The organism is Faecalicatena contorta (assembly GCF_003149105.1).
Classification (GTDB): Bacteria; Bacillota; Clostridia; order Lachnospirales; family Lachnospiraceae; genus Muricomes; species Muricomes contortus_C.
The window spans coordinates 417,648-444,631 of record NZ_QGDS01000002.1; the positions used below are offsets into that span (position 1 = coordinate 417,648).

Genomic DNA, 26,984 nt, shown 5'->3' on the forward strand with positions numbered 1-26,984 from the left:
AGGAGGGTGATTATTATAAGTAGTATGTTGGCAATGTTAACGTTGTTTGGTTCGGTGATAGCACTCATTTTTGCTTTTACCAGGGCCAGAAAAGTGGTGAGTTTTCCTGTAGGAAATGAGCTTATGGGAAAAATTTCAGATTCTATTCATGTGGGTGCTATGGCCTATTTGAAACGCCAGTATCATGTTTTGATTCCCTTTTTTGTAGGAATGTTTGTTGTATTGCTTCTTATGGCAGCAACAGGGTTTCTGACCTGGTTTGTACCATTCGCATTCATTACCGGCGGATTCTTTTCCGGCCTGTCGGGATTTGTAGGAATGCAGATTGCTACAAAGGCAAATGCAAGAACTGCGGCAGCTTGCCAGACCGGCTTGAATAATGGTCTGAAGGTAGCGTTTTCCGCAGGCTCCGTTATGGGGTTTACAGTCGTAGGTTTAGGGCTTCTGGACATTTCTATCTGGTACTTGCTTTTGAGCGTGGTATTTAAGCTTCCTGTCGAAGATATCACCAGCGCAATGCTGACCTTTGGTATGGGTGCGTCTTCGATGGCTCTGTTTGCCCGGGTAGGCGGAGGCATTTATACAAAAGCCGCAGATGTAGGAGCAGACCTGGTTGGAAAAGTAGAAGCTGGTATTCCCGAGGATGACCCGAGAAATCCCGCAGTTATCGCTGATAATGTAGGAGATAATGTAGGTGATGTGGCAGGAATGGGAGCAGATTTGTATGAATCTTATGTGGGTGCTATTGTTTCAGCATGTGCACTTGGCGTCATTGCATTCAATAAAATTGAATCTGTTGACCGGGTGAATGCGGTTGTGATACCGATGGTTCTGGCTGCTGTAGGTGTGCTGGCATCTATTTTAGGTTCTATGCTCGTAAGGACAGGGGAAAGCACTAATCAGAGTACATTACTGAAGGCTTTGCGGAGAGGAACGAATACCAGTGCAGTTCTGATTGCTATAGTGTCGCTTCCTTTGGTGGTGAGTGTTTTAGGGAAAGAGTTTATTGGAATTTACCTTGCCATTTTGTCAGGACTTTTGGCAGGGGTATTGATTGGATTCTTTACGGAATATTTCACATCTGATACATACAAACCGACACAGCATTTAGCAAAGCAGTCTCTTACAGGTTCCGGTACACTTATTATAGGCGGTCTGAGTCTGGGAATGCTGTCCACAGCAGTACCGGTTATCATCATAGCCATATGTGTTATGGCTGCTTATCAATTTTCAGGAGGATTTATTGATTCCACAAGGGGACTTTATGGCATTGCTCTTGCTGCTGTAGGTATGTTGTCAACACTTGGCATTACCCTGGCAACAGATGCATATGGACCGATCGCGGATAATGCGGGTGGAATTGCAGAGATGGCGGGGCTCGACCCGGAAGTGCGCAAACGCACGGATGCTTTGGATTCGCTGGGAAATACGACTGCCGCTACTGGAAAAGGCTTTGCCATTGGCTCAGCAGCACTGACAGCTCTGGCACTGATTGCTTCCTATGTGGAAAAGGTACAGCAGGTGGGAGGTGCTTCGGTGGAGCTGGATATGAGTATTATGAATCCCACCGTTCTCATAGGGATTTTCATCGGCACATGTCTGCCCTTTGTATTTGCAGCATTAACAATGTCCTCTGTAGGAAAGGCAGCGCAGAGTATCGTTGTGGAGGTTAGACGGCAGTTCCGTGAAATCAAGGGGCTTATGGAAGGAAAAGCAGAACCGGACTATAAAACCTGTGTTGATATTTGTACAAAGGCTAGCCTGCGGGAAATGATTCTGCCCACAGCTCTTGCGATTGTTACACCAATTATAACAGGGCTGATTCTTGGTTATAATGGTGTAATTGGCCTGTTGGGCGGTGCAACAGCCTCAGGATTCGTAATGGCTATTTTTATGGCTAATGCAGGCGGAGCATGGGATAATTCTAAGAAATACATTGAAAGTGGAAATCATGGCGGAAAAGGCAGCGAGGCACATAAGGCTGCTGTTGTGGGAGATACAGTAGGAGATCCCTTTAAAGATACATCCGGACCATCCATTAACATTTTAATAAAGTTGTTGTCTATGGTTTCCATAGTATTTGCAGCTTTGGTTGTAAAGTTCCACATATTCTGACAATAAAAAACGATTATTACATACCTGTACGCCCCGCAGCAAGCCTGCCGGGGCGTACCTGGGTTTTGTACCCCAAAATAAACAAGAAAAGCCATGCATTCTATAGACTTTTGTATTTTTTGGGGATATAATAAAGAAACATGTGAAAAATTAACTGTACAATGTAATATTAAGGAGGAACAAGAAATGGCAAGAAAAATGAAGACCATGGATGGTAACCAGGCTGCGGCTCACGTTTCCTATGCGTATACTGAAGTTGCTGCAATTTACCCGATTACCCCGTCATCTGTTATGCCGGAACATGTTGATGAATGGGCAACAGAGGGCAGGGAGAATATTTTTGGACAAACTGTTAAAGTAACAGAAATGCAGTCTGAGGCGGGAGCAGCAGGGGCTGTACATGGTTCTCTGGCAGCAGGGGCTTTAACAACAACATTTTCGGCATCTCAGGGACTGCTTCTGATGATTCCTAATTTATATAAAGTAGCAGGAGAACAACTGCCAGGCGTATTCCACGTATCTGCACGTGCACTTGCAAGTCATGCACTGTCAATTTTTGGTGATCACTCTGACGTTTATGCTTGCCGTCAGACAGGTGCAGCTATGCTCTGCGAGTCTAGTGTACAGGAAGTTATGGACTTAGCACCGGTTGCACATTGTGCGGCATTGGAAGGTAAAATTCCATTTATTAACTTCTTTGATGGATTCAGAACTTCTCATGAGATTCAGAAAATTGAAACATGGGATTATGCGGATTTGAAAGATTTAGTGAACATGGATGCGATTGATGCATTCCGCGCACATGCACTCAATCCAAACACTCCATGCCACAGAGGTTCTGCTCAGAATCCGGATATTTTCTTCCAGGCAAGAGAAGCTTGTAATCCATATTATGATGCTCTTCCGGGAATTGTTCAGGATTACATGGACAAGGTGAATGAAAAGATTGGTACAGATTATAAATTATTTAACTACTACGGAGCACCGGACGCAGAGCGTGTTATCATTGCTATGGGTTCTGCTTGCGAGACAATTGAAGAGACAATTGACTATCTGCTTGCAGCAGGTGAAAAAGTAGGTGTTGTGAAAGTACGTCTTTACAGACCATTCTGTGCGGAAGCTCTTATCAATGCAATTCCTGACACAGTAAAGACAATCAATGTACTTGACAGAACAAAAGAGCCGGGAGCATTCGGCGAGCCGTTATACCTGGATGTTGTTGCTTCATTAAAAGGAACAAAATTTGACGCTGTACCTGTATTCTCAGGACGTTATGGTTTAGGCTCCAAAGATACAACACCAGCTCAGATTGTAGCTGTATTTAATAACACAGAAAAAGAAAGATTCACAATCGGTATCGTAGATGATGTAACAAATCTGTCACTGGATGCTGGTGCACCTCTTGTTACAACTCCGGAAGGAACAATCAACTGTAAGTTCTGGGGTCTTGGAGCAGACGGTACTGTTGGTGCTAACAAGAACTCTATTAAGATTATCGGTGACAATACGGATATGTATGCACAGGCTTATTTTGACTATGACTCAAAGAAGTCAGGCGGTATCACATTGTCTCACTTACGTTTTGGAAAAGAGCCAATCAAATCCACATACCTGATTAAGCAGGCTAACTTTGTAGCATGCCACAATCCATCTTATGTTGACAAATATAACATGGTTCAGGAGCTGGTTGACGGAGGAACATTCCTTTTGAACTGCTCATGGGATATGGAAGGTCTTGAGAAACATTTACCGGGACAGGTAAAAGCTTTCATTGCTAACCATGGAATTAAATTCTACACAATCGACGGTATCAAGATTGGTAAAGAAATCGGACTTGGCGGACGTATCAACACAGTTCTTCAGTCTGCATTCTTCAAACTTGCATCCATCATTCCGGAAGAGGAAGCAATTGCTCTTATGAAATCTGCTGCAAAGGCTACCTACGGAAGAAAAGGTGACAAGATTGTACAGATGAACTACGATGCAATCGATGCAGGAGCTAAGCAGGTTGTAGAAATCGTTGTTCCGGATAGCTGGAAAAATGCTGATGATGAAGGTTTGGCAACACCTCACGTTGATGAAAACGGAAAGAAAGATGTTGTAGATTTCGTTAAGAATATTCAGGCAAAAGTAAACGCTCAGCAGGGTGATACGCTTCCTGTATCTGCATTTACTGAATATGTGGATGGTTCCACACCATCAGGTTCTTCTGCATATGAGAAACGTGGTATTGCAGTAGATATTCCGATATGGAAAGAAGAGAACTGTATCCAGTGTAACCGCTGTGCATACGTGTGTCCTCATGCTGTTATCCGTCCTGTTGCTCTGACAGAAGAAGAAGTTGCTCAGATGCCGGAAGGAATGAGCGCAATTAATATGATCGGTATGCCTGACCTGAAGTTTTCTATCGTAGTTTCCGCATATGATTGTACAGGATGTGGTTCTTGCGCAAATGTATGTCCTGGAAAGAAGGGTGAAAAAGCTCTTGTTCTGGAGAACATGGAAGCAAATGTGGGTATCCAGAAATACTTTGATTATGCAAGACAGCTGCCTGAAAAACCAGAAGTTGTTTCTAAATTTAAAATCACTACTGTAAAAGGAAGCCAGTTCAAACAGCCATTGCTTGAATTCTCAGGAGCATGTGCAGGATGCGGCGAGACTCCTTATGCAAGATTAATCACACAGTTGTACGGTGACAGAATGTATATTGCTAACGCTACAGGATGCTCCTCCATCTGGGGTAACTCCTCACCGTCCACACCTTATACAGTAACTGCACAGGGAAAAGGACCTGCATGGTCTAATTCACTGTTTGAAGATAACGCAGAGTTCGGATATGGCATGCTGCTTGCTCAGAACACCATAAGAGACAGACTGAAAGGTCATGTTGAGAAGCTTGCTGAGAATTCAGAAAATGCAGATGTGAAGACTGCTGCACTGGAATATATGAACACATTCACATCAGGAGCTTTAAACGGAACAGCTGTAGATAAGCTGGTAGCAGCACTGGAAGCATGTGATTGTGACTCTGCAGATAAAGCAGAAGTACTGAAAGGAAAAGACTTCCTTGCGAAAAAATCACAGTGGATATTCGGTGGTGACGGATGGGCTTATGACATTGGATTTGGTGGTCTTGACCATGTAATTGCAAGTGGAGAAGACATCAATATTATGGTATTCGATACAGAAGTTTACTCCAATACAGGAGGACAATCTTCTAAGGCTACCAAGACTGGTGCTACAGCACAGTTTGCTGCAGGCGGAAAAGAAACAAGAAAGAAAGATCTTGCAGCAATTGCTATGAGCTATGGTTATGTATATGTTGCACAGATTGCTATGGGTGCTGATTATAACCAGACTGTAAAAGCAATTACAGAGGCAGAGGCTTATCCGGGACCATCTGTAATTATTGCTTACGCTCCATGTATCAATCATGGTATTAAGCTGGGTATGAGCAAAGCTCAGACAGAAGAAGAATTAGCAGTGGAATGTGGATATTGGAACAACTTCCGCTTCAACCCAGATGCAGAAGGCAACAAGTTCTTCCTTGACAGTAAAGAACCTAATGCAGATAAATATCAGGATTTCCTTAACGGAGAAGTTCGTTACAATGCTCTTAAGAGAGCAAATCCGGAAAAGGCTGAAAGACTGTTCACGCGGAATGAGATGGAAGCAATGGAGAAATATGCTCATCTTAAGAAGTTAGTTACTCTTTACGGAGAAGAATAAAAAATAGTAGTTTCTTTTGAGAAGGAAAAGACTTAACAAAAGCGGTATCCCTTGTACAAGGGATACCGCTTTTGACTCTAAAGGATTCTTTCGGCAGCGCGGCTGCATCGCCCTAGTCAAACCAGTTTTTGATTTTAAACAGCCAGATTTCAACCAATATAATTAGAAGGCTGAGAACACAAATGATAATATAACCATAGGGAGATTTTAACTCCGGCATATGGGAAAAGTTCATGCCATACCATCCGGTGATCAAGGTCAGCGGCATGAAGATTGTAGTAACGATAGTTAGAAATTTCATAATCTGGTTTTGATGGATATCTATCTGGGTCTGATGCATCTCCCTTAGCTGCATGGAATATTCCTTGAGCATATGCACATTGGAATAAAGCCGTCCTGCCCTGTCTGCAAACAGCCCAAACAAGGGTTTGTCGGCTTCATCTCTTTTAATAAAAGGATTCTGTTGTAAGGACTCACCCATATCCTGAAGCTGCTCATAGTAAGAACTCAGGGAGGCCAGTTTTTTGCGTATCTGCAAAATTTTGCGGTTGAAAGAAGAGTCATTTTTTAGCAAAATTTTCTCTTCCAGCTCTGTTAAGGTTTCTTCGAAATGCTGAAGAAAAAGGGCTTCATCCTTAATCAGATATTCCAGGAAAGCAAGAAAAAAGTGGATAACTGACCGTGTATCTGGGAAAGGATATTCTTCCATCTGCTTTAGAACAGAAGCGGTAAAGCCCTGGTTATCAATAAAAATTAATTCTGAATCCGTCATACAAAATGCAAAAGAGGAACCCCCTTCCGGCTGGGTTTCCCTGAACGGGATAGAGAATGTGCCGGTTATGAAGCTGCCCATAATGTCCGCTTTGCAGTAGTGGATGTGGGAGAGACTTGCCTTTAGCACCCGGTAGTGACTTGTTTCCTGAAAATATTCCTCATATTCTGAGGAGGAGAGGATTGTAATTGTTCCGGAATCTTCTGGAAACGTATCTGACTTTGACATAGGGGTTAGCCCGCCGTTTAAAAAATATGTTACCATATATAAAAAAGTCCTTTTCTATTTATTTTGTCTAAAAAACAGCGTATTTGAGCTGGTGTGGTGCCTGACATTTTACCAAATCAGTTCAAATACGCTGTTCACATCTAAAAGTCTGTTTTGACTTGCTAGACACGCTTATCAAGTTTTGTTAAAATGACTTTAAGAAGCTTGCAAAGTTTTATTATTCGTCTTTTATGTCTGTGAATTCCACAACATCAGAGATGTCACATTTCAAAATTTTGCAAATATCTTGAAGTGTGTTCAAAGTGACGCTCTTATTTTTCCTCAGGGAATCTAAAGTTCCGGTAGAAACGTGGTACTCATTGATCAATTTGTACTGTGTGATACCCATACTTTTCAAGGTTCTCCACAGTGGAGCATAACTTATGATAACAATCACTCCTTTCAGCCCATTAAATTTATTATAGAAAAGATAATCCAATTGCACATTGCCGGGAATGCGGCTATAATAGTACAGAGAAATGGGGATACGTATATGTATTATTTGCGAAATAAGATTAGGGAGATAGAAAAGATATTCTACTTGTCTATATGTCCCGCAGAAGATGCTGAAAAAATACTGGGTATTAAAAAAATGTCATGTGAGGATTTTGAGAGGATCAATTATATTGTCAACTCTTTGGAACTGAATTATTTCGAAATAGAGTTATCTGAAACGTTCTGTTTACAATCGGCTGAGCTGGCGGAGAAATCAGAGAATAAAATACATGACAGGTTCCTGATGGAAGAGATAGCAAATCGGTATACAAGATGGTCAGATGAATTTGTGAAGCAAGTCCAGAATCCGAATCTAAGGCTGTATTTGAAAGAAAAATTGGGATAAGTTCCGTAAAATGTGGTATAATGTTCGCACCTGATAAGGTATACTTCTTGAATTACTAACATTCAAGAGGACATGCTTATTGAACTGCTAATGTTCAATAAGATATTTTTAAGTCCGCTGGGATAAATACCTAAATACTTAGGAGGAATTTTATATGGCAAAATATGTAATGGCACTGGATTGCGGGACGACCAGCAGCAGGTGTATTCTTTTTAATGAAAAAGGTGAGATGTGCAGCATGGCACAGAAAGAGTTCACTCAGTATTTTCCGAAACCGGGCTGGGTGGAACATGATGCGGAGGAAATCTGGTCCAGCCAGCTGGAGGTTGCATGGCAGGCGATGGCAAACGTCAATGCCACAGCTGTGGATATTGCAGCTATTGGGATTACAAACCAGAGGGAGACGGCTGTTGTATGGGATAAGAATTCCGGCAGGCCTGTTTACCGTGCAATCGTGTGGCAGTGCAGGCGCACATCCGGATATTGCGATGATTTAAAGTCAAAAGGGCTGACAGATAAATTCCGTCAAAAAACAGGACTGGTTCTTGATGCGTACTTTTCCGGAACAAAAGTAAAGTGGATACTGGACCATGTTGCAGGGGCCAGAGAATGTGCCCAGCGCGGAGAGCTTTTGTTTGGAACGATAGAGACCTGGCTGATTTGGAAGCTGACCAAAGGTGCTGTCCATGTGACGGATTATTCGAATGCCTCCAGGACGATGATGTTCAATATCAATACACTTGAATGGGATGAGGAAATCTTACAGGAACTGAATATCCCTGCTTGTATGCTGCCTGAGGCAAAGCCATCCAGCTATATTTACGGGGAAGCGGACGTAAGGTTTTTTGGTGCGCCGATTCCCATTGCGGGAGCAGCGGGTGACCAGCAGGCAGCCTTGTTTGGACAAACCTGTTTTCAAGAGGGAGAAGCGAAGAACACATATGGAACAGGGTGTTTTCTTTTGATGAATACAGGGGAGAAACCAGTGTTTTCTGAAAACGGGCTTGTAACCACTATTGCGTGGGGAATAGACGGAAAGGTGAACTATGCGCTGGAAGGCTCTGTTTTTGTGGCAGGTGCTGCTATCCAGTGGCTCAGGGATGAGCTGAAGCTGATTGATTCTTCTCAGGTATCGGAATACATGGCGCAAAAAGTAAAAGATACGAATGGATGTTATGTAGTTCCTGCTTTTACGGGGCTCGGCGCACCCCATTGGGACCAATATGCAAGAGGAACTATACTTGGTCTGACCCGTGGGGTAAATAAATACCATATCATACGTGCAACCCTGGAATCTCTGGCCTACCAGGTGAACGATGTACTGGATGCCATGAGGGCAGATTCGGGGAAAGAGATTTCTGTATTAAAGGTGGACGGCGGTGCAAGTGCTAATAACTTCCTGATGCAGACCCAGGCGGATTTAAGCAATGTTCCGGTGAAACGCCCCCAATGTGTAGAGACAACAGCTATGGGAGCGGCATATCTGGCAGGAATTGCTGTGGGATATTGGGAAAATAAAGAAGAGGTTATAAAAAACTGGGCCGTAGACAGAATATTCGAGCCGGAGATTGATATGGCAGTAAGGGCCAAGATGATCAAAGGGTGGAATAGGGCTGTAAGATATTCTTATGAATGGGCGAGAGAGGAGGATTAGCAATTAATCCCTCCTCCCTGATTCTTCTTAATGTATATCCCGTGTTCTTAGAAAGTTTGTAAAAATTCATTAATATAGTAAACTGCAGCGCCTACCGCAGAAGCCTCGGTACGGTAATGGCAGACACGGATAAAAGAACCATCCTGCTCAAATGGATTCAGAGAGATGGCTTTTTTTCGGAAAATATCAATATATTCTGACATATATGCTCCTACATATCCCCCCAGTACAACATTACAATCATAACACATTCTCAGGTTATTTACAGCAACGGCAAGGTGGTCCATATAATCATGAAATACGTTCATTAGCCCCCTGTTCCGTCCTAACTCCAATTCTGTAAAAAATTTCTTCAGGTCACCGCCGGCAAAGTCCGATAGTACGTTGGAAGAACAATAGGCATCCAGGCAGCCGTATTGTCCGCAATAACATCGTTTTCCGTGCGGAATGATTGTCATATGTCCGAATTCACATCCCCGCCAGTTTACCCCGGTATAAATATTTTGATTGTTCATATTTGCACCTCCCACACTGCTGCTTAAGGAAAGATAGACCATAGGTTCTGTGTAGTGCGCTCTCCAGCTTTCTGCAAGGCCTGCGGAATTAGCGTCGTTGAATAGTAGGATAGGTGCGTCAATATATTGGGAAAGCTTCTCGTAAATATTGGGGGACACGTGTATAACAGTAGCATAAGTAATGGATTTTTGGTCCGGACCAATCAGGATGGGCATGGAAATCCCTACGCCCAAAAGCTTCGAGCGGTCTGGAATATTATCATGTATAACGTCTTCCACTACGGACTTGATTATATTGAAATAGTCTTCTGTCTCCTCATAAGTTACACGTATCCTGTCGCTGGCGATGATATTCAAATCCAGGTCAATCAGTACGATGGAGAGATGATTTTGTGTAATGTCTATTCCCATAGCGAATCTGGCACTGGGAACACAGCGCAGAATAGTAGGCTTCCTTCCTCCTGTGGACTCAAAGGAGCCAGCATTGTAAATAAAACCCAGGTCACGCAGCTTATTCAGATTCTGGGTCACAGTAGGCAGACTGATATCTAGTAGTTTCGCAATCTCTTGTCTGGAACATTCTTTATTCTGATATATGATTCTATAAATATCACCAAGGCTTTTTGAATTAGAAAAATTGTCTTCCATATAATGCCCCCTTACATATAATATATTTTATTACTTATGATAACTTATTTTTAAAAGTAGGTCAAGGAATCAAAAGATAAGAAAAGAATTTTATATTACTAATCGTTAAAAATATATCAAATAATGTATTTAAATAAAAAATTAGTGAATATTGTACAAAATGAAAGGTGTAATATAATATATTAATCACAAACTTAAATAAAAATATTGACAAAAGAAATGCATAAGATTATACTTTAGAAAACAAAGAAAAAGTTCTGAAAGAGAGTGGGTGAAGAGATGGACAATATCAAAATGCGCGTCAGCGGGGTTGAAAAATCTTTCCCTGGTGTGAAAGCATTAAGTGGTATTGATTTTGCGGTGCGAAAAGGAACTGTACATGCACTTTGTGGGGAAAATGGAGCTGGAAAATCTACCCTTATGAAAATTATTATGGGATTGTATCAGCAGGATAAAGGCCAGATTTTTTTGGACGAGAAACCGGTAGAGATTAAAAATCCGATTCAGGCCAGGGAATTGGGCATTTCCATGATAGCACAAGAGTTGAACTATGTTCCTGAACTGTCCGTAGAAGAGAATCTCTTTTTAGGCCGCCTTCCGGTAAATAAAGCTGGAAAGGTGGACTGGAAAAGGGTAAGAAGAGAGGCGCAGAGATTCTTGGAGGAGGAGGGGCTTCCATATACTCCTGACCAGAAATTGAAAACATTGACGGTATCTGACATTCAGATGTTGGAAATCATCAAGGCTGTTACAAATAATGCACAGGTTATTATTATGGATGAACCTACTTCGTCCATCACGCATAAAGAGGTGGAACAGCTTTTTGCTAAAATAGAAATGTTAAAGGCTCAAGGAGTGTCCATAGTTTACATATCCCACAAAATGGAAGAGGTCTTCAGAATTGCCGATGAGATTACGATCCTGAGGGACGGAGCGGTAGTATCTACAGATAAAGCGGAAAATCTTGACCTGGACACTGTTATTGCCCGGATGGTGGGCAGAAAGCTTGACAATGTATATCCAAAAGAAAAAGTGAAGGTTGGAGAAAAAGCACTGGAAGTAGAACATTTCACCCGGGAAGATTTATTTGAGGATATCAGTTTCTATGCCAGAAGAGGAGAAATTGTAGGATTTGCAGGTCTTGTGGGGGCAGGCAGAACGGAAACCATGCGTGCAATTTTTGGGTTAGATCCCCATGATTCAGGCGTTATCAAGATTGACGGAAAAGAAACACAGATTAAAAGTCCTGGGGACAGCATCAGGAATAAGTTGGTTATGCTCTCTGAAAGCAGGCGGGATGACGGAATTATTCCGGTAAGAAGTGTCATGGAAAATGCCAGTCTTGGAAATCTGAAGAAGTTCATTTATGGTGGGTTCGCACACAGGGCTAAGGAACGCTCAGAGGTAAAGACAAGCTTTGATAAAATGAGTGTAAAGACGCCCACCCTGGATACGCCTATCTCAGCATTATCGGGAGGAAATCAGCAGAAAGTTCTGCTATCCAGATGGATGCTTTGTAATCCGGATATTATGATTCTGGATGAGCCGACGCGTGGTATTGATGTTGGTGCCAAATTTGAAATTTACAGACTGATTACAGATATTGTTAAAGAAAATAAAGCGGTCATCATGGTTTCCTCGGAACTACCGGAATTAATCGGCATGTGTGACAGAATCTATGTTATGTGTCAGGGAAGAATCAGCGGCTGTATATCAAGAGATGCGTTTTCACAGGAAACTATTATGAAACATGCAGCTGGATTAGTGAACAGGGAGCCATAGGGAGGAACGTAAAGATGAAATTGAAAACATCGCAGTATTTGCAAAAGTTTAGTATTTTTATTGTATTAGTTGTCTTATTTATTATCTGTAGTCTCATTAGTCCATATTTTCTGCAATATAGCAACTTAATTAATGTAGCCAGACAGTTGTGCGTGGGAATTTTGATAGCTTATGGTGAAATGTTGTTAATCATCAGTGGCTTTCTGGATTTGTCGGTGGGGTCTGTGTTGGCGCTTGCAGGAGTCTTTTCTGTTTCCGTGTTTAAATCAACGGGATCTATGGAGCTTGCACTGATAGCTGCACTGCTTACAGGGATTGTCTGTAATATCATTAATGCTGTCTTTGTAGGACATTTCAACGTACCAGCCTTCATTGCTACCCTTGGTATGCAGCAGGCGGCCAGAGGGCTGGCACTGTATTTCACGGGCGGACAGAATATCCTGCAGTTAGGGAAATTTGTAAAAATTGGGCAGGGCATGATTGGACCGATTCCCATACCTGTGATTATTGTAATAGGCATTACTGTTGTCGTATGGTACCTGGTGAACAATACAAGGTATGGGCGGAGCCTGTATGCTATAGGCGGCAATCGCCCGGCCGCAGAAGCAAGCGGTATCAATGCGAAGAGAAGTATTTACATATCTTATATTCTGAATGGAATCATGGTAGGTTTGGCTGGAATGATTTTTATGGCACGTAATAATGCAGGACTTCCAAATGGAGCGGTTGGATATGAAATGACAGGGCTTACTGCGGCTATCGTCGGCGGAACTTCTTTTACAGGTGGAATAGGTACAGTGAGTGGTACTATAGCTGGTGCATTTATCATTGGATTTTTGGAAAATGTTATGAACTTGCTGGGCGTGAATTCTTATATCCAGCAGATTATTAAAGGGGCGATTATTGTTCTTGCGGTTGCATTTGATGTAGTGAGTAAGTCCAGGAAATCCCGTAAAGTAATTATTGTAAAGGAAGCAGCGGCTTCTAAATAATATGTTACACATTCCATCTGTGTAACCAGCAGATGGATAAGTAAATAAAAATTTCAAGGAGGAAGTGTTTTATGAAAGCAAAGAAAATTTGTGCGTTATTGTTGTCAGCAGCTATGGTGGTAACACTGGCAGCCTGTGGTGGAGGTGGAAAGGAGGGAACATCTGACAGTTCTTCCAGTAGTTCTTCAGAGGCAAGTTCAGATAAAAAAAGAGTCTGCTTTGTAGCACGTGCGAGTGCAGACACATTTGCGGCATGGCTCACCTCAGAAATGAAAAAAGAGGCCGAAAAGTATGACAACATTGAGTTGACCACTGTCAGCGGAGAAGGAGATGACAATAAAGAGAATGGATTGTTGGAGGACTGTATAACAAAGAAGTATGACCTTGTTATCGTCCAATCTAATAATAATGCAGCTCAGGCTCCCTATGTGAAGCAGTTGGTTGATGCAGGCATACCGGTCATTACAACAAACCCAACGACCCATCAAAGCGATTTGGATGGCAGCGATGATGACTCTGTGATGGAAGGAACCGGCACAGTAGATGCGGATCCAATGGAACAGGCAAAGGTAGGTGCGGACAGAGCTGTAAAAGAAGTCCCCCAGAATGCAAAAGTTGTTGTTCTGAACGGACCATCAGGAAACTATCATGCAGATAATAGAAGAATAGCGTGGACGGAATATTTCTTTGATAAAAGACCAGACGTTGAGATTCTCTATGAAGACTATGCAAACTGGAACAGTGATGAAGCTCTGAAGCTTATGGAATCCTGGGTACAGTCAGGTACACACATTGATGCGATTATTTCCATGAATGATAATATGGCAGCAGGTGCAATTGAGGCTATCCGGGAGGATAAGGATTACGTAGGAGAAGATGGCACACCGAACTTCCTTGCATATGGTGTAGACGGTACTGCACAGGGATGCCTGCTCATAGAAGAAGGACTGCTTACATCCACTGCCCTGCAGTCAGCAGCGGATCTGGCAAAGAAGAACATGGAGTATGCAGACAAGGTAGTAAAAGGTGAGATGAAAGTGACAGAAATCAGAGACTTTGTAGATGCTCCTGAGATTAATAAAGATAATGTTCAGGAATATATCCAGATGTATATTGAGAATGGCGAAATTACCGAGGATGGTTCAGTGAATAATTAAACAAGACTACGAGGCGCACGGATGTATGGTGGCATGCGAACCATGCCGTGCGCCTTTTGGCAAATAGAGCAGCGGATTGCAGATGTCTGATTTGCAAAGAAAACAAGAGCAGGAAAGGGGATTTTTAAAATGAAAATGCAAAAGGGCGCATTTATGCGGGGGACGGACAACATGATTGTAAAAGAAATTCCAGTTCCGGAAGCAGGGAAGAAGCAGGTGCTGGTTTCCCTCGAGTATGTCGGTATCTGTGGTTCTGACGTTCACTACTTCCATAATGGTAATTGCGGAGCCTACAAAGTGGATTTGTCAGAAGACTTTATGCTGGGGCATGAATGTGCAGGTACAGTGGTTGAAATTGGAGAAGAAGTGGAGCATTTAAAAGTTGGTGACAAGGTGGCATTAGAACCAGGAATTACCTGTGGAAAATGTGAAGCCTGCAAATCAGGGCATTATAACCTCTGCCCGGATGTGGTTTTTCTTGCGACACCTCCGGTACAGGGATGTAATGAGGAATTTATTGTATTTCCGGAGGATATGTGTTTTAAACTTCCAGATAATGTTTCGACAAAGGAAGGAGCATTGATTGAACCTCTATCGGTTGGATTTTATGCTGCGGAGCAGGGGGCCGTAAGCTCAGGGGATACAGTTATAATACTGGGGGCAGGATGCATCGGGCTTGTGACGCTTCTGGCATGCAAGGCACGGGGCGCCTCACAAATTGTTGTAGCCGATTTAGTGGATGCCCGTTTGGAGAAGGCATTGGAGTTAGGTGCTACAGCTGTAATCAACAGTGGAAAAGAAGATGTTTTTGAGAAGGTAAAGGAACTGGCGGGAACAAGGGGCTTTGATGTAGTATTTGAAACCGCTGGTTCTGCGGTTACAATTGCACAGACACCATTTTTTGTAAGACGCGGAGGAACAATTACGCTGGTGGGAATTTCCTCACAGGAAGAAATTTCGTATAACTTTGCCCAGATTATGGATAAAGAGGCAACTATTAAGTCCGTATTCCGCTATAAGAATATTTTCCCGAAAGCAATTGCAGCAGTGGCAGGGGGGGCTATTGATATTAAGAGTATTGTAACCCATGAATTTGAGCTGGAGCACATTCAGGAGGCTTATGAGGAAGCTGTGAATAACAAGACAGACCTTGTGAAAGCGGTTATTAAGGTGAAATAGAATGATATATATAGGAATTGATTTAGGAACTTCTGCTGTAAAACTGCTGGCTATGGATGAGAACGGTATCATACAAAAGGTGGTAACAAAAGAATACCCATTGTATTTTCCATATCCGGGCTGGTCGGAACAGAATCCGGAGGACTGGTATGAGCAGACAATCCAGGGCTTGAAGGAACTGGCTGAAGCTGTAGATGCGTCTGAAATAGCCGGGATTGGAGTAGGCGGACAGATGCATGGTCTGGTAACTTTGGATTCGAAGGATCAGGTCGTACGTCCGGCTATCCTGTGGAATGATGGACGTACCGGGAAACAAACGGAATATTTAAATGAAGTGATTGGTAAAAAGAAATTATCAGTATACACAGCTAATATTGCATTTGCCGGTTTCACCGCCCCTAAAATATTGTGGATGAAAGAAAATGAACCGGAGAATTTTGAAAAAACAGCAAAGATTATGCTGCCAAAGGATTATATTACGTATAAACTTTCCGGAACTTTCTGTACGGACTATTCAGATGCGTCGGGGATGCTGCTTCTGGATGTAAAGAACAAATGCTGGTCAAGCGAAATGCTGGATATTTGTGGTGTTAAGAGAGAACAGCTGCCGGATTTGTTCGAGAGTTATGAGGTTGTGGGAACGATAAAAGGAGAAATGGCAGAAGTACTTGGAATACCCCAAAATGTAAAAATTGTTGCAGGTGCCGGGGATAATGCCGCAGCTGCAGTTGGTACAGGAACGGTGGGGGAAGGCCAGTGCAACATTTCTCTTGGAACAAGCGGAACCATTTTTATTTCCAGCAAAAGCTTCGGTGTAGATGAGAATAATGCACTTCATTCCTTTGATCATGCAGATGGATATTATCATTTGATGGGGTGTATGTTAAGTGCAGCATCCTGCAATAAATGGTGGATGGATGAGATTTTAAAGACGAAGGAATATCAAAAGGAGCAGGACAATATACGGAAACTAGGAGAAAATAATGTATTCTTTCTGCCTTACCTTATGGGAGAGCGCTCACCTCATAATGACCCGGATGCAAGGGCTATGTTTGTGGGTATGAGCATGGATACAACCCGGGAGGACATGACTCAGGCGGTTATGGAAGGCGTTATATTTGGGCTGCGGGATTCTTTGGAAGTTGCAAGAAAACTGGGAATTTCTATTGCACGTACTAAAATCTGTGGTGGAGGTGCGAAAAGTTCACTTTGGAAAGAAATGACGGCAAATATTATGAATATGGAAGTGGATATAATAGAAACAGAAGAAGGGCCGGGATATGGCGGAGCAATCCTGGCAGCAGTCGGATGTGAAGCATTTGCAGATGTGGAAGATGCTGTGAAGCAGCTGGTCAGGGTTGTTGATACGGTAAAACCTGATGCCGGGCTTGTGAAAAAATATGAGCAGAAATACCAGAAGTTCAAGGAATTCTATCCGGCAGTGAAAAAATTATTTAAGGAATAAAATCATAACAGGATGGAATGATAAAAGTAAATTACAAGGGATAATATTTTGGGCAGCAAAAAAAGCTGCCCCTTTTCTTATGTTTGTGAAGGTGGTATAATGCTCGCACCCGGTGAGTCTTTCACGAGTTTCTCACAGGCTTGGCGTTCATGTTTATTGTACTACTAATGTCCGGTAAGATGTGATATAATAATAAAATCGAAAAAAGAGAAGAGGTGCAATATGACGATTTTGGGTTTGGATGCATATGAAATGATGCAGGAAGCGGATTTATCTGATTTAAAATCGAAAGGTTATCTTTTGAGACATAAAAAGAGCGGTGCGCGGGTTCTGCTGATGGAGAATGATGATAACAATAAAGTATTTTCAATTGGTTTCCGTACTCCTCCATCTGACAGTACCGGGGTGCCTCATATTATGGAACATTCTGTGTTATGTGGTTCAAAGGACTTTCCGGTTAAAGACCCATTTGTAGAATTGGTAAAGGGTTCCCTGAATACTTTTTTAAATGCAATGACTTATCCTGATAAAACGGTATATCCGGTGGCAAGCTGTAATGATATCGATTTCCAGAACTTAATGCATGTATATATGGATGCTGTGTTTTATCCCAATATATATCAGTATGAAGAAATCTTCCGTCAGGAAGGCTGGAGTTATAAACTGGAATCACCGGATGACAGTCTGGAATATAATGGGGTTGTTTACAATGAGATGAAGGGGGCATTCTCATCTCCGGAGGGTGTGCTGGATCGTATGATTCTGAACTCTTTGTTCCCGGATACTTCTTATGCAAATGAGTCGGGAGGAGACCCGGATTTTATTCCTGAATTGACATATGAGCAGTTTTTAGATTTTCATAGAAAGTATTATCATCCTTCCAATAGCTATATTTATCTCTATGGAAGCATGAATATGAAGGAAAAACTAAATTGGCTGGATGAAAACTACCTGAGTAAATTTGATAAGATTGAAGTGGATTCGGAGATTCAGTTTCAGAAGCCTTTTGATAAGGTGAAAGAAATTGAAATGACATATTCTATTTCAAGCGAGGAAACAGAACTGGATAATACTTATCTTTCTTACAATAAGGTAATCGGGACAAGTCTTGATGAGAAGTTGTATCTTGCATTCCAGATACTGGATTATGCTCTTCTGTCGGCACCTGGGGCACCACTGAAGAAAGCCCTTGTGGATGCAGGGATTGGCAAGGATATTATGGGTTCTTATGATAACGGGATTTATCAGCCTATTTTCTCCGTAGTTGCGAAGAATGCCAACCTGGAACAAAAGGAAAACTTCCTTGGGGTGATAAAAGACACACTGCAAAATATTGTGGATAACGGGATAAATAAAAAAGCCCTGGAGGCTGGTATTAACTACCACGAATTCCGGTTTAGGGAAGCGGATTTTGGAAACTATCCCAAAGGGCTTATGTATGGGCTGCAGATGTTTGACAGTTGGCTGTACGATGAGGAAAAGCCATTTCTTCACATGGAGGCAATTCCTACACTTGAATTTTTGAAAACGCAGATTGAAACAGGGTATTTTGAGTCATTGATCCAGACGTATCTCCTGGACAATACTCATGCTTCCATCGTTATCGTCAAGCCTGAGAAAGGCCGGACTGCACGTTTGGACAGAGAACTGGAAGAAGCACTGCAGAAATATAAAGATAGTCTGAGTGAATCGGAAATCAACAAAATAGTAAAAGATATGGAAGCACTGCGTGAATATCAGGAGTCAGAATCATCAAAAGAGGATTTGGAGAAAATACCTGTTCTCAGCCGGGAAGATATTTCAAAGGAAATTGAGCCAATATATAATGAGGAAAAAGAAATAGACGGTATAAAAATGGTATACCACAATATAGATACGAATGGTATCGGGTATGCTACATTGATGTTTGACCTGTCAGGTATTCCGGAGGAAAAGCTTGCATATGCAGGGCTCCTGCAGGCAGTGATGGGTCTGATTGACACAACGAATTATGAGTATGGAGAATTATTCAATGAGATTAATATTCATACAGGAGGAATTGGTACTTCTCTGGAGTTGTATGCGGATGTAACAAAGGTCAGGGACAAAGATTTCCGTGCCACATTTGAAATTAAAGGAAAAGCTCTGTATTCTAAAATGGACGTACTTTTTTCCATGATGCGGGAAGTTCTGATGGAAACAAAGCTGGAGGACGAGAAACGTCTGAAAGAGATCTTATCCATGCTGAAGTCCAGACTTCAAATGAGCTTCCAGTCATCCGGGCACACCACGGCAGCCCTGCGTGCACTGTCCTATGATTCACCGCTGGCTAAGTTCAAAGATGATACAGATGGAATTGGTTATTATCAGGTAGTAAAAGAAATAGAAGAGAATTTTGAAGAAAAGAAAGAAGAACTGATATCCAATTTGAAGGATATTGCAGCCAGCATCTTCCGTGCAGATAACATGATGGTCAGCTACACTTCTGAGGAGAAGGGGCTTGAGCCTGCATGTGAAGAAATTAAAAAGATAAAAGCAAACCTGCATGAGGGAGAAAGAGTAGTCGAAACACCCTGTATTATACACTGTAAGAAACGAAATGAAGGATTGAAAACATCTTCCAAGGTCCAGTATGTTGCAAGAGTCGGAAACTTTATTGACAGGGGTGTGCCATACAGCGGAGCATTACAGATATTGAAGGTTATTTTGAGCTATGATTACTTGTGGCAGAACGTTCGGGTAAAAGGCGGCGCATATGGCTGTATGAGCAGTTTTAACCGGGTAGGAGAGGGATATTTCATATCCTACCGGGACCCTAATTTAAAGAAAACAATGGAAACCTACGAAGGAATTGTGGATTATCTTAAGGATTTCACGGTTGATGAAAGAGATATGACAAAGTATATCATCGGAACCTTCAGCAATATTGACAGGCCGATGACCCCTTCCTCTAAAGGTGACCGTTCCATGAACCTCTATATGAATCATGTTTCGGAAGATATGATTCGGAAGGAGCGTCTGGAAATATTAAAGGCGCAGCAGGAAGATATCCGTGCACTGGCCGATGTAGTATCCGCAGTCCTGAAGGCAGATCAGCTTTGTGTAATAGGAAGTGAAGAAAAGATAGAAGAACAGAAAGACATGTTTGGAGAAGTGAAGATATTGTTTTAATTTATTTAGGACGTAACTTTTAGTTGTTACGTCCTAAATTGAGGTAAGCAATACATGAAGTTAAAAAGAAAGGCGTATCAAAACGGAGGAGAACGAATGAAGGAGAATTTTAAGTCAGGCTTTGTCACCCTGATAGGGCGTCCAAATGTGGGAAAGTCTACATTGATGAATCATCTGATTGGACAGAAAATCGCGATTACATCAAATAAACCCCAGACCACAAGAAACCGTATCCAGACAATTCTGACAACAGAGGAAGGCCAGATTGTGTTTGTGGATACACCGGGAATTCATAAGGCGAAAAATAAACTTGGTGAATACATGGTGAATGTGGCAGAGCGGACGCTGAATGAAGTAGATGTGGTTTTATGGCTGGTAGAGCCATCTACATTTATAGGAGCAGGGGAACAGCATATTATAGAGAGGCTTCAAAAGGTCCAGACTCCGGTTATCCTTGTGATAAATAAGATTGATATGGTGAAAAAAGAAGAGGTCCTGACTTTTATAGATGCTTACAGTAAAGCATATGATTTCAAAGCAATTGTGCCTGTGTCCGCGAGAAATGGGGATAATACGGAAGAGTTAGTAAAGGTGATATTACAGTATCTTCCCTATGGACCTCAGTTTTATGACGAGGATACAATTACGGACCAGCCGGAACGTCAAATTGTGGCAGAGCTGATCCGGGAAAAGGCCCTGCACGGCCTCCAGGAGGAGATTCCTCATGGAATAGCAGTTGCAATAGACAGTATGAAAATGCAGAAAAAGGTTATGCACATTGATGCTACAATTATCTGTGAACGGGATTCACATAAAGGAATTATTATCGGAAAGCAGGGAAGTATGCTGAAGAAAATTGGCAGCACCGCACGCTATGAAATTGAGCGGCTTCTGGACTGCAAGGTGAATCTGAAATTATGGGTAAAGGTGCAGAAAAACTGGCGTGACAGCGATTTTCTGATGAAAAATTTTGGCTACAGAGATGAAGAAACATAAGTACAAAATGAAGCTGTCAAGGCATTTTTCGAAAAACGTACTGGTATATTTTACGAGGTATAGCATGGCTCGAATCGGAGAAAATAATAATATCACATAAGAAGAGGTGATCCGATGGAGCAGAGATACTGGGATAAATTTGTAGAAACTGGAAGTGTGAAAGACTATCTGTCCTATAGAATGGCGGGGTCCGCAGAATACTCTGGACAGAAGGAAGAAAGAAGTATGGGAGTAAGCAGTCGTGAATCAGATTGTAATGACAGGAATGGTGCTGTCTACGGCGCCCGTTGGGGAATATGACAGAAGAGTCGTCATTCTGACAAAAGAACAAGGGAAGATTGCTGCGTTTGCCAAAGGTTCAAGGCGTCCCAACAGCCCTTTGGCGGGCGCGGTTAATCCGTTTACGTTTGGGGAGTTTACCATGTACGAAGGGCGCTCCTCTTATACAATACAGTCTGCGAATATCTTAAATTATTTCCCTGAATTAAGGGAAGATATGATTGGCGCATACTATGGTTTTTATTTTCTCGAATTTACGAATTATTATACAAAAGAATTTAACGATGAGAGAGAAATGCTGAAACTTTTGTATCAGACATTGAAGGCCCTGTCAAATAAGCATATTCCCGACAGGCTGATTCGTTACATATTTGAGTTAAAAGCATACTGCATTAATGGAGAAGGTCCCGACGTTTTCCAGTGTGTGGTTTGTGGGGATAAAGAAAGGCCGTCCGTTTTCAGCGTGAAAAAGGGAGGTCTTGTCTGCTGTGAGTGCTGCGGGGATGTGATAGACGGTGTCCGTCTGGAACAGTCTACATTATATAGCATGCAATATATAGAAAGCAGTAAGATAGAGAAGTTATATACATTTACAGTGACGGACAAAGTGATGGAGCAACTGGCAAAGGTACTGGACCGGTACCGGGAAGTTTATGTGGAAAAAAGTTTCAAATCTTTGGAAATACTCGAGACATTGCTGTAGAGGCGGGAAGATGCTTCAAACAGCTTGAAAAAAAAGGGTAGAGCCGTTATAATAGTTACCAATTGAGATGAAATAGAATGTGAGGAGCATATTATGGCTGAAAAAACGATGGATAAGATTGTGGCTCTTGCAAAATCAAGAGGATTTGTTTACCCGGGGTCTGAAATATACGGCGGACTTGCTAACACCTGGGATTATGGAAACCTCGGAGTTGAGCTGAAAAATAATGTAAAGAGGGCATGGTGGCAGAAATTTGTCCAGGAGTCCCCTTATAATGTAGGTGTAGATTGTGCGATTCTGATGAATCCCCAGACATGGGTAGCGTCAGGGCATTTGGGTGGATTTTCAGATCCTCTGATGGACTGCCGTGAATGTCACGAGCGTTTCCGCGCGGATAAATTAATTGAAGACTATTGTGCGGAACATGGCACCGTTATCGAAGGTGCTGTAGATGCATGGTCACAGGAGCAGATGGCAGCATTTATTGAGGAGAATCAGATTTCCTGCCCAACCTGCGGCAAACATAATTTCACAGATATCCGTCAGTTTAATCTGATGTTCAAAACCTTCCAGGGAGTTACGGAAGATGCAAAGAATACCGTTTATTTAAGGCCGGAAACTGCTCAGGGAATTTTCGTAAACTTTAAGAACGTTCAAAGAACATCCAGGAAGAAAATTCCATTTGGTATTGCACAGATTGGAAAGTCATTCAGAAATGAAATTACTCCGGGAAACTTTACCTTCCGTACCAGAGAGTTTGAGCAGATGGAGTTAGAGTTTTTCTGTGAACCGGGTACAGATTTAGAGTGGTTTGCATATTGGAAGCAATTTTGTCTTGACTGGCTGAGCTCTTTAGGGCTGAAGTCTGATGAAGTAAGATACCGTGACCATGACCAGGAGGAACTTTCCTTCTACAGTAAAGCAACGACAGACGTAGAATTCCTGTTCCCATTTGGCTGGGGAGAATTGTGGGGTATTGCTGACAGAACAGATTATGATTTGTCACAGCATCAGGAAGTATCCAAACAGGATATGTCCTATTTTGATGATGAGAAGAAGGAAAAATATATTCCTTATGTAATTGAGCCATCTTTGGGCGCAGACCGTATGGTACTTGCATTCCTTTGCAGCGCCTATGACGAAGAAGAACTGGAAGGCGGGGATATGCGTACCGTATTGCGTTTCCATCCGGCACTTGCACCGGTAAAAATAGGTGTTCTGCCGCTGTCCAAGAAGCTAAATGAAGGTGCAGAGAAAGTATATACAGAGTTATCAAAGTTGTATAACTGCGAATTTGATGACCGTGGAAATATTGGAAAGCGCTACCGCCGTCAGGACGAGATTGGGACACCTTTCTGTGTAACCTACGATTTCGACTCCCAGGAGGACCACGCAGTGACTGTACGTGACAGGGATACGATGGAGCAGGAAAGGGTAAAAATAGAAGACTTAAAAGCTTACTTCGAAGAAAAGATGAGGTTTTAATATAGTTAGGACGTAACCTTTTTGAGGAAGGCTGCGTCCTAAATTGTTTTATTTAATAGGGAAGTGTATTCCTATTAAATACCCCCCTCTGGGGAATATGGCAAACTTTAAAAAGTGTGTATTTAAAGGAGATAATATTATGGCTGATAAGAATTTATGGGAAATATATACAGATGAGCAATTGAATGAATTAAATTCTCTGAATGAGGATTATAAGGGATTTCTGGATCAGGGAAAGACGGAGCGGGAGTGCGTCACAGAAATCATCAGACAGGCCGAAGCCGCAGGTTACAGGGAGCTTTCCTCTGCAGAAAAGCTCAATACCGGCGACAAAGTATATGCTGCATGGATGGGGAAGTCCATTGCACTTTTTAACATCGGTGAGGATGACTTGGAAAAGGGCATGAATATACTTGGGGCACATATTGATTCTCCGAGGCTGGATTTGAAACAGAATCCTTTATATGAAGAAAGTGGTTTTGCATATTTTGATACTCATTATTATGGTGGAATTAAGAAATATCAATGGGTGACGCTGCCTTTGGCAATCCATGGTGTAATCGTACGTAAGGATGGAACCAAAGTGGAGATATCAATTGGGGAGAAAGAGGATGATCCTGTTTTTGTTGTGACTGACCTGTTGATCCATCTGTCCGGCAAACAGATGGAAAAAAAGGCAGCTACAGTAGTAGAGGGAGAAAATCTGGATATCCTGATTGGAAGCAGGCCGCTGGCTGGAGCGGAAAAAGATGCGGCTGCGGCACAGATTTTGAAATTGCTGAAAGAAACTTATGATATAGAAAAAGAAGATTTGATGTCAGCAGAGCTGGAAGTTGTACCGGCAGGGAAAGCCCGGGACTGTGGTCTGGACAGAAGTATGATTATGGGGTATGGACAGGATGACCGGGTGTGCTCTTATACTTCTTTGGCTGCGATGCTGGAAGTGAAGGACGTGAAGCGTACATCCTGCTGTATCCTTGTAGATAAGGAAGAGATAGGAAGTTTTGGAGCCACAGGCATGCATTCCCGGTTTTTTGAAAACGCGGCAGCAGACCTGATGGATAAAATGGGATATTTCTCCGAGCTGAGACTGCGTCATGCACTTGCTAATTCTACTATGATTTCATCTGATGTGGGTGCGGCATTTGACCCGATGTATGCAGATGTTTATGATAAGAAGTCTTCCTCTTTCTTTGGGAACGGCCTGGTTATCAAGAAACACACCGGCTCAAGAGGAAAGAGTGGTTCTAGCGATGCAAATGCGGAATATATCGCAAAACTGAGAAAAGTATTTGATGACAATAAGGTTGCTTTTCAGATGACGGAAATGGGAAAAATTGACGTGGGAGGCGGTGGCACCATCGCATACATACTAGCACAATTTGGAATGGAAGTTATCGATGGCGGGGTGGCAGTCCTGTGCATGCATGCACCCTGGGAAGTTTCCAGTAAGGCCGATGTTTATGAGGCATACCGTGGGTACTGCGCATTCTTAAAGGATATGAGGTAGTGCGGGAGCATTAATAAAATTGAACGTATTACATAAGAGATTATATAAAGGATGCCTTCTGATAATAAAAATTATCAGAAGGCATCCTTTATATATAACCCTCCGGGGGACCGCACTACGCGCATAAGGGAAATGGACGCAAAAGCGACCGCGCTTCGGAGCGAGAGTCTGGAAAGCCAGACTCTCTATTTTAACAAAGAAGCCGGGACAGGCTTTTCTTGGAATAATCTTGGAAGAATCATCCATACTACTGTAGTGAATAAAATGACTACAAAGAAATGCGGACGGAAAGGAAGAGATTATGAAAAGAAAAAATGCCTGGAATTATTATAGTCCGGAGGAAAGAAAACGTGTGGAAGATATCAGCCGCGCATACTGCCATTTCCTGGACTGCAGCAAAACAGAGCGGGAGTGTGCAGCTGCTGCAATTAAATTAGCGAGGTCCCGGGGATATAGAAATCTGGAAACAATAAAGGAAGCAAAAGAACCACTGAGACCCGGCGACAAAGTGTATGCCTGCCAGATGGACAAGACAGTAGCATTATTTCAAATTGGTACGGAACCCTTTGAAAAAGGAATAAATATTTTGGGAGCACATATTGATTCTCCGAGAATTGATATAAAACAGATTCCATTATATGAGGAACAAGGACATGCTTATTTGGATACACACTATTATGGCGGAGTGAAAAAGTACCAATGGCTGGCTCTGCCTCTGGCAATTCATGGAGTTGTTGTCAGGAAAGATGGTACAAAAGTCGAGATAAAACTAGGGGAAAAGGAAAAAGATCCGGTGTTTGTCATTACAGATTTGCTTCCCCACCTTGGAAGGGAACTGGGCGAAAAGAAAGTAAAAGACTTTATTAATGCTGAAAAAATGGACCTTCTGATTGGGAATCTTCCTGCAGAACCGGAAGAAGTTAAAAAAAATCTGGGAAAGAAGGATTCCGAATTTGCGAACGGAGAAGTGTCAGAAGAAACTGAAAAGGTAAAAATGACAATTTTAAAATTGCTCAGAGAACAGTATCAGATTAAGGAAGAAGATTTTATTTCAGCAGAGCTGGAAGTTGTACCGGCAGGTAAAGCCCGGGACTGTGGTCTGGACAGAAGCATGATACTGGGATATGGGCAGGATGACCGGAGCTGCGCTTTTACGTCACTGCTTGCACTTTTGGAATTGAAAATGGCGAAGCGGACGTCTTGCTGCCTGTTGGTTGACAAGGAAGAAGTTGGAAGTACAGGTGCCACGGGGATGCGTTCAAAATTTTTTGAAAATACTGTGGCGGAATTGATGGAGCTGTGCCAGGATTATTCGGAGTTGAAAGTTCGCCGGGCACTGTCTAATTCCAAGATGCTGTCTTCCGATGTAAGTGCAGCTTATGATCCCATGTTTGACGAGTACTATGAAAGGAAAAACTCAGCATATCTGGCAAATGGACTTGTGTTTAACAAATATTCAGGAAGCGGAGGGAAATCCGGCGGAAATGATGCCAATGCTGAGTATATGGCAGAACTTAGGCAGATGATGGAGAAACATAAGGTAATTATCCAGACAGCAGAACTGGGAGCTGTGGACAAAGGGGGAGGAGGCACTATTGCCTATCTGATGGCGGATTACGGCATGGATGTTATTGATTGCGGCATACCGGTTCTGAGTATGCATGCACCCTGGGAAGTGTCCAGCAAGGCTGACATTTATGAAGCTCTTAAAGGCTATCTTGCATTTTTAAAGGAAGCATAAGAGT

20 protein-coding genes are annotated in these 26,984 nt (G+C 42.4%); 17 read left to right on the forward strand and 3 right to left on the reverse strand.

What is annotated here, in order from left to right; all coding sequences use genetic code 11:
• The first annotated feature begins 24 nt into the window (after positions 1-24).
• Both A8805_RS05305 and nifJ read left to right on the forward strand, forming a co-directional pair.
• Positions 25-2,115, forward strand: a complete 2,091-nt coding sequence (locus A8805_RS05305) for a sodium-translocating pyrophosphatase (RefSeq protein ID WP_109709156.1) — start codon at positions 25-27, stop codon at positions 2,113-2,115.
• A gap of 186 nt (positions 2,116-2,301) precedes the next feature.
• Positions 2,302-5,844 carry a pyruvate:ferredoxin (flavodoxin) oxidoreductase gene (nifJ, locus tag A8805_RS05310; protein ID WP_109709157.1) on the forward strand — a complete coding sequence of 1,181 codons (3,543 nt, stop codon included), beginning with the start codon at positions 2,302-2,304 and terminating at the stop codon, positions 5,842-5,844.
• A 112-nt stretch (positions 5,845-5,956) separates the two neighbouring features.
• On the opposite strand, the gene A8805_RS05315 is transcribed toward nifJ, so the two are convergent.
• Entirely contained in the window at positions 5,957-6,844 is an 888-nt protein-coding gene (locus A8805_RS05315) for a CorA family divalent cation transporter (RefSeq protein WP_181392742.1), read from the reverse strand.
• A 217-nt stretch (positions 6,845-7,061) separates the two neighbouring features.
• Positions 7,062-7,328, reverse strand: coding sequence for a helix-turn-helix transcriptional regulator (locus A8805_RS22925; RefSeq protein WP_334294041.1), 267 nt, complete (start codon positions 7,326-7,328; stop codon positions 7,062-7,064).
• A gap of 48 nt (positions 7,329-7,376) precedes the next feature.
• Here A8805_RS22925 and A8805_RS05325 point away from each other — a divergent pair, with 48 nt between their 5' ends.
• Entirely contained in the window at positions 7,377-7,724 is a 348-nt protein-coding gene (locus A8805_RS05325; protein WP_146199427.1) for a hypothetical protein, read from the forward strand.
• Positions 7,725-7,878: 154 nt separating this feature from the next.
• Positions 7,879-9,378, forward strand: coding sequence for a glycerol kinase GlpK (glpK, locus tag A8805_RS05330; RefSeq protein WP_109709160.1), 1,500 nt, complete (start codon positions 7,879-7,881; stop codon positions 9,376-9,378).
• Between the two features lie 47 nt (positions 9,379-9,425).
• Here glpK and A8805_RS05335 read toward each other — a convergent pair whose 3' ends face one another.
• Positions 9,426-10,541 carry an ROK family transcriptional regulator gene (locus A8805_RS05335; protein WP_109709161.1) on the reverse strand — a complete coding sequence of 372 codons (1,116 nt, stop codon included), beginning with the start codon at positions 10,539-10,541 and terminating at the stop codon, positions 9,426-9,428.
• A gap of 279 nt (positions 10,542-10,820) precedes the next feature.
• Between A8805_RS05335 and A8805_RS05340 the strand changes: the two genes are divergently transcribed.
• The 13 genes from A8805_RS05340 to A8805_RS05395 all read left to right on the forward strand — a co-directional run bounded on the left by A8805_RS05340 (position 10,821) and on the right by A8805_RS05395 (position 26,980).
• Positions 10,821-12,323 carry a sugar ABC transporter ATP-binding protein gene (locus A8805_RS05340; RefSeq protein WP_109709162.1) on the forward strand — a complete coding sequence of 501 codons (1,503 nt, stop codon included), beginning with the start codon at positions 10,821-10,823 and terminating at the stop codon, positions 12,321-12,323.
• A 14-nt stretch (positions 12,324-12,337) separates the two neighbouring features.
• Positions 12,338-13,315, forward strand: a complete 978-nt coding sequence (locus A8805_RS05345) for an ABC transporter permease (protein ID WP_109709163.1) — start codon at positions 12,338-12,340, stop codon at positions 13,313-13,315.
• A gap of 71 nt (positions 13,316-13,386) precedes the next feature.
• Positions 13,387-14,472, forward strand: a complete 1,086-nt coding sequence (locus A8805_RS05350) for a sugar ABC transporter substrate-binding protein (protein WP_109709164.1) — start codon at positions 13,387-13,389, stop codon at positions 14,470-14,472.
• A 129-nt stretch (positions 14,473-14,601) separates the two neighbouring features.
• Positions 14,602-15,651 carry an NAD(P)-dependent alcohol dehydrogenase gene (locus A8805_RS05355; RefSeq protein WP_109709165.1) on the forward strand — a complete coding sequence of 350 codons (1,050 nt, stop codon included), beginning with the start codon at positions 14,602-14,604 and terminating at the stop codon, positions 15,649-15,651.
• A gap of 1 nt (position 15,652) precedes the next feature.
• Complete coding sequence (gene xylB, locus A8805_RS05360) at positions 15,653-17,116, forward strand: xylulokinase (protein ID WP_109709166.1); 1,464 nt, start codon at positions 15,653-15,655, stop codon at positions 17,114-17,116.
• A gap of 222 nt (positions 17,117-17,338) precedes the next feature.
• Entirely contained in the window at positions 17,339-20,266 is a 2,928-nt protein-coding gene (locus A8805_RS05365) for an insulinase family protein (RefSeq protein ID WP_109709167.1), read from the forward strand.
• Between the two features lie 54 nt (positions 20,267-20,320).
• A complete protein-coding gene (era, locus tag A8805_RS05370) occupies positions 20,321-21,262 on the forward strand; it encodes a GTPase Era (protein WP_330405733.1) in 942 nt (313 codons plus the stop codon).
• Positions 21,263-21,376: 114 nt separating this feature from the next.
• On the forward strand, positions 21,377-21,562 hold the full coding sequence (locus A8805_RS21905; RefSeq protein ID WP_146199428.1) for a hypothetical protein: 186 nt from the start codon (positions 21,377-21,379) through the stop codon (positions 21,560-21,562).
• Positions 21,528-22,244 (forward strand): DNA repair protein RecO, encoded by a 717-nt coding sequence (gene recO, locus A8805_RS05375; RefSeq protein ID WP_109709273.1) that lies wholly within the window; start codon positions 21,528-21,530, stop codon positions 22,242-22,244. Before A8805_RS21905 ends, recO begins: the two co-directional genes overlap by 35 nt.
• Positions 22,245-22,337: 93 nt before the next feature.
• Positions 22,338-23,729 (forward strand): glycine--tRNA ligase, encoded by a 1,392-nt coding sequence (locus A8805_RS05380; RefSeq protein WP_109709169.1) that lies wholly within the window; start codon positions 22,338-22,340, stop codon positions 23,727-23,729.
• Positions 23,730-23,868: 139 nt separating this feature from the next.
• The gene (locus A8805_RS05385) at positions 23,869-25,239 is read left to right on the forward strand and encodes an aminopeptidase (protein ID WP_109709274.1); all 1,371 of its coding nucleotides are present in this window, start codon (positions 23,869-23,871) and stop codon (positions 25,237-25,239) included.
• A gap of 132 nt (positions 25,240-25,371) precedes the next feature.
• Positions 25,372-25,572 carry a hypothetical protein gene (locus A8805_RS05390; protein WP_146199429.1) on the forward strand — a complete coding sequence of 67 codons (201 nt, stop codon included), beginning with the start codon at positions 25,372-25,374 and terminating at the stop codon, positions 25,570-25,572.
• Positions 25,541-26,980 carry an aminopeptidase gene (locus tag A8805_RS05395; RefSeq protein WP_109709171.1) on the forward strand — a complete coding sequence of 480 codons (1,440 nt, stop codon included), beginning with the start codon at positions 25,541-25,543 and terminating at the stop codon, positions 26,978-26,980. The genes A8805_RS05390 and A8805_RS05395 overlap by 32 nt, the downstream gene beginning before the upstream one ends.
• Positions 26,981-26,984: the final 4 nt, after the last annotated feature.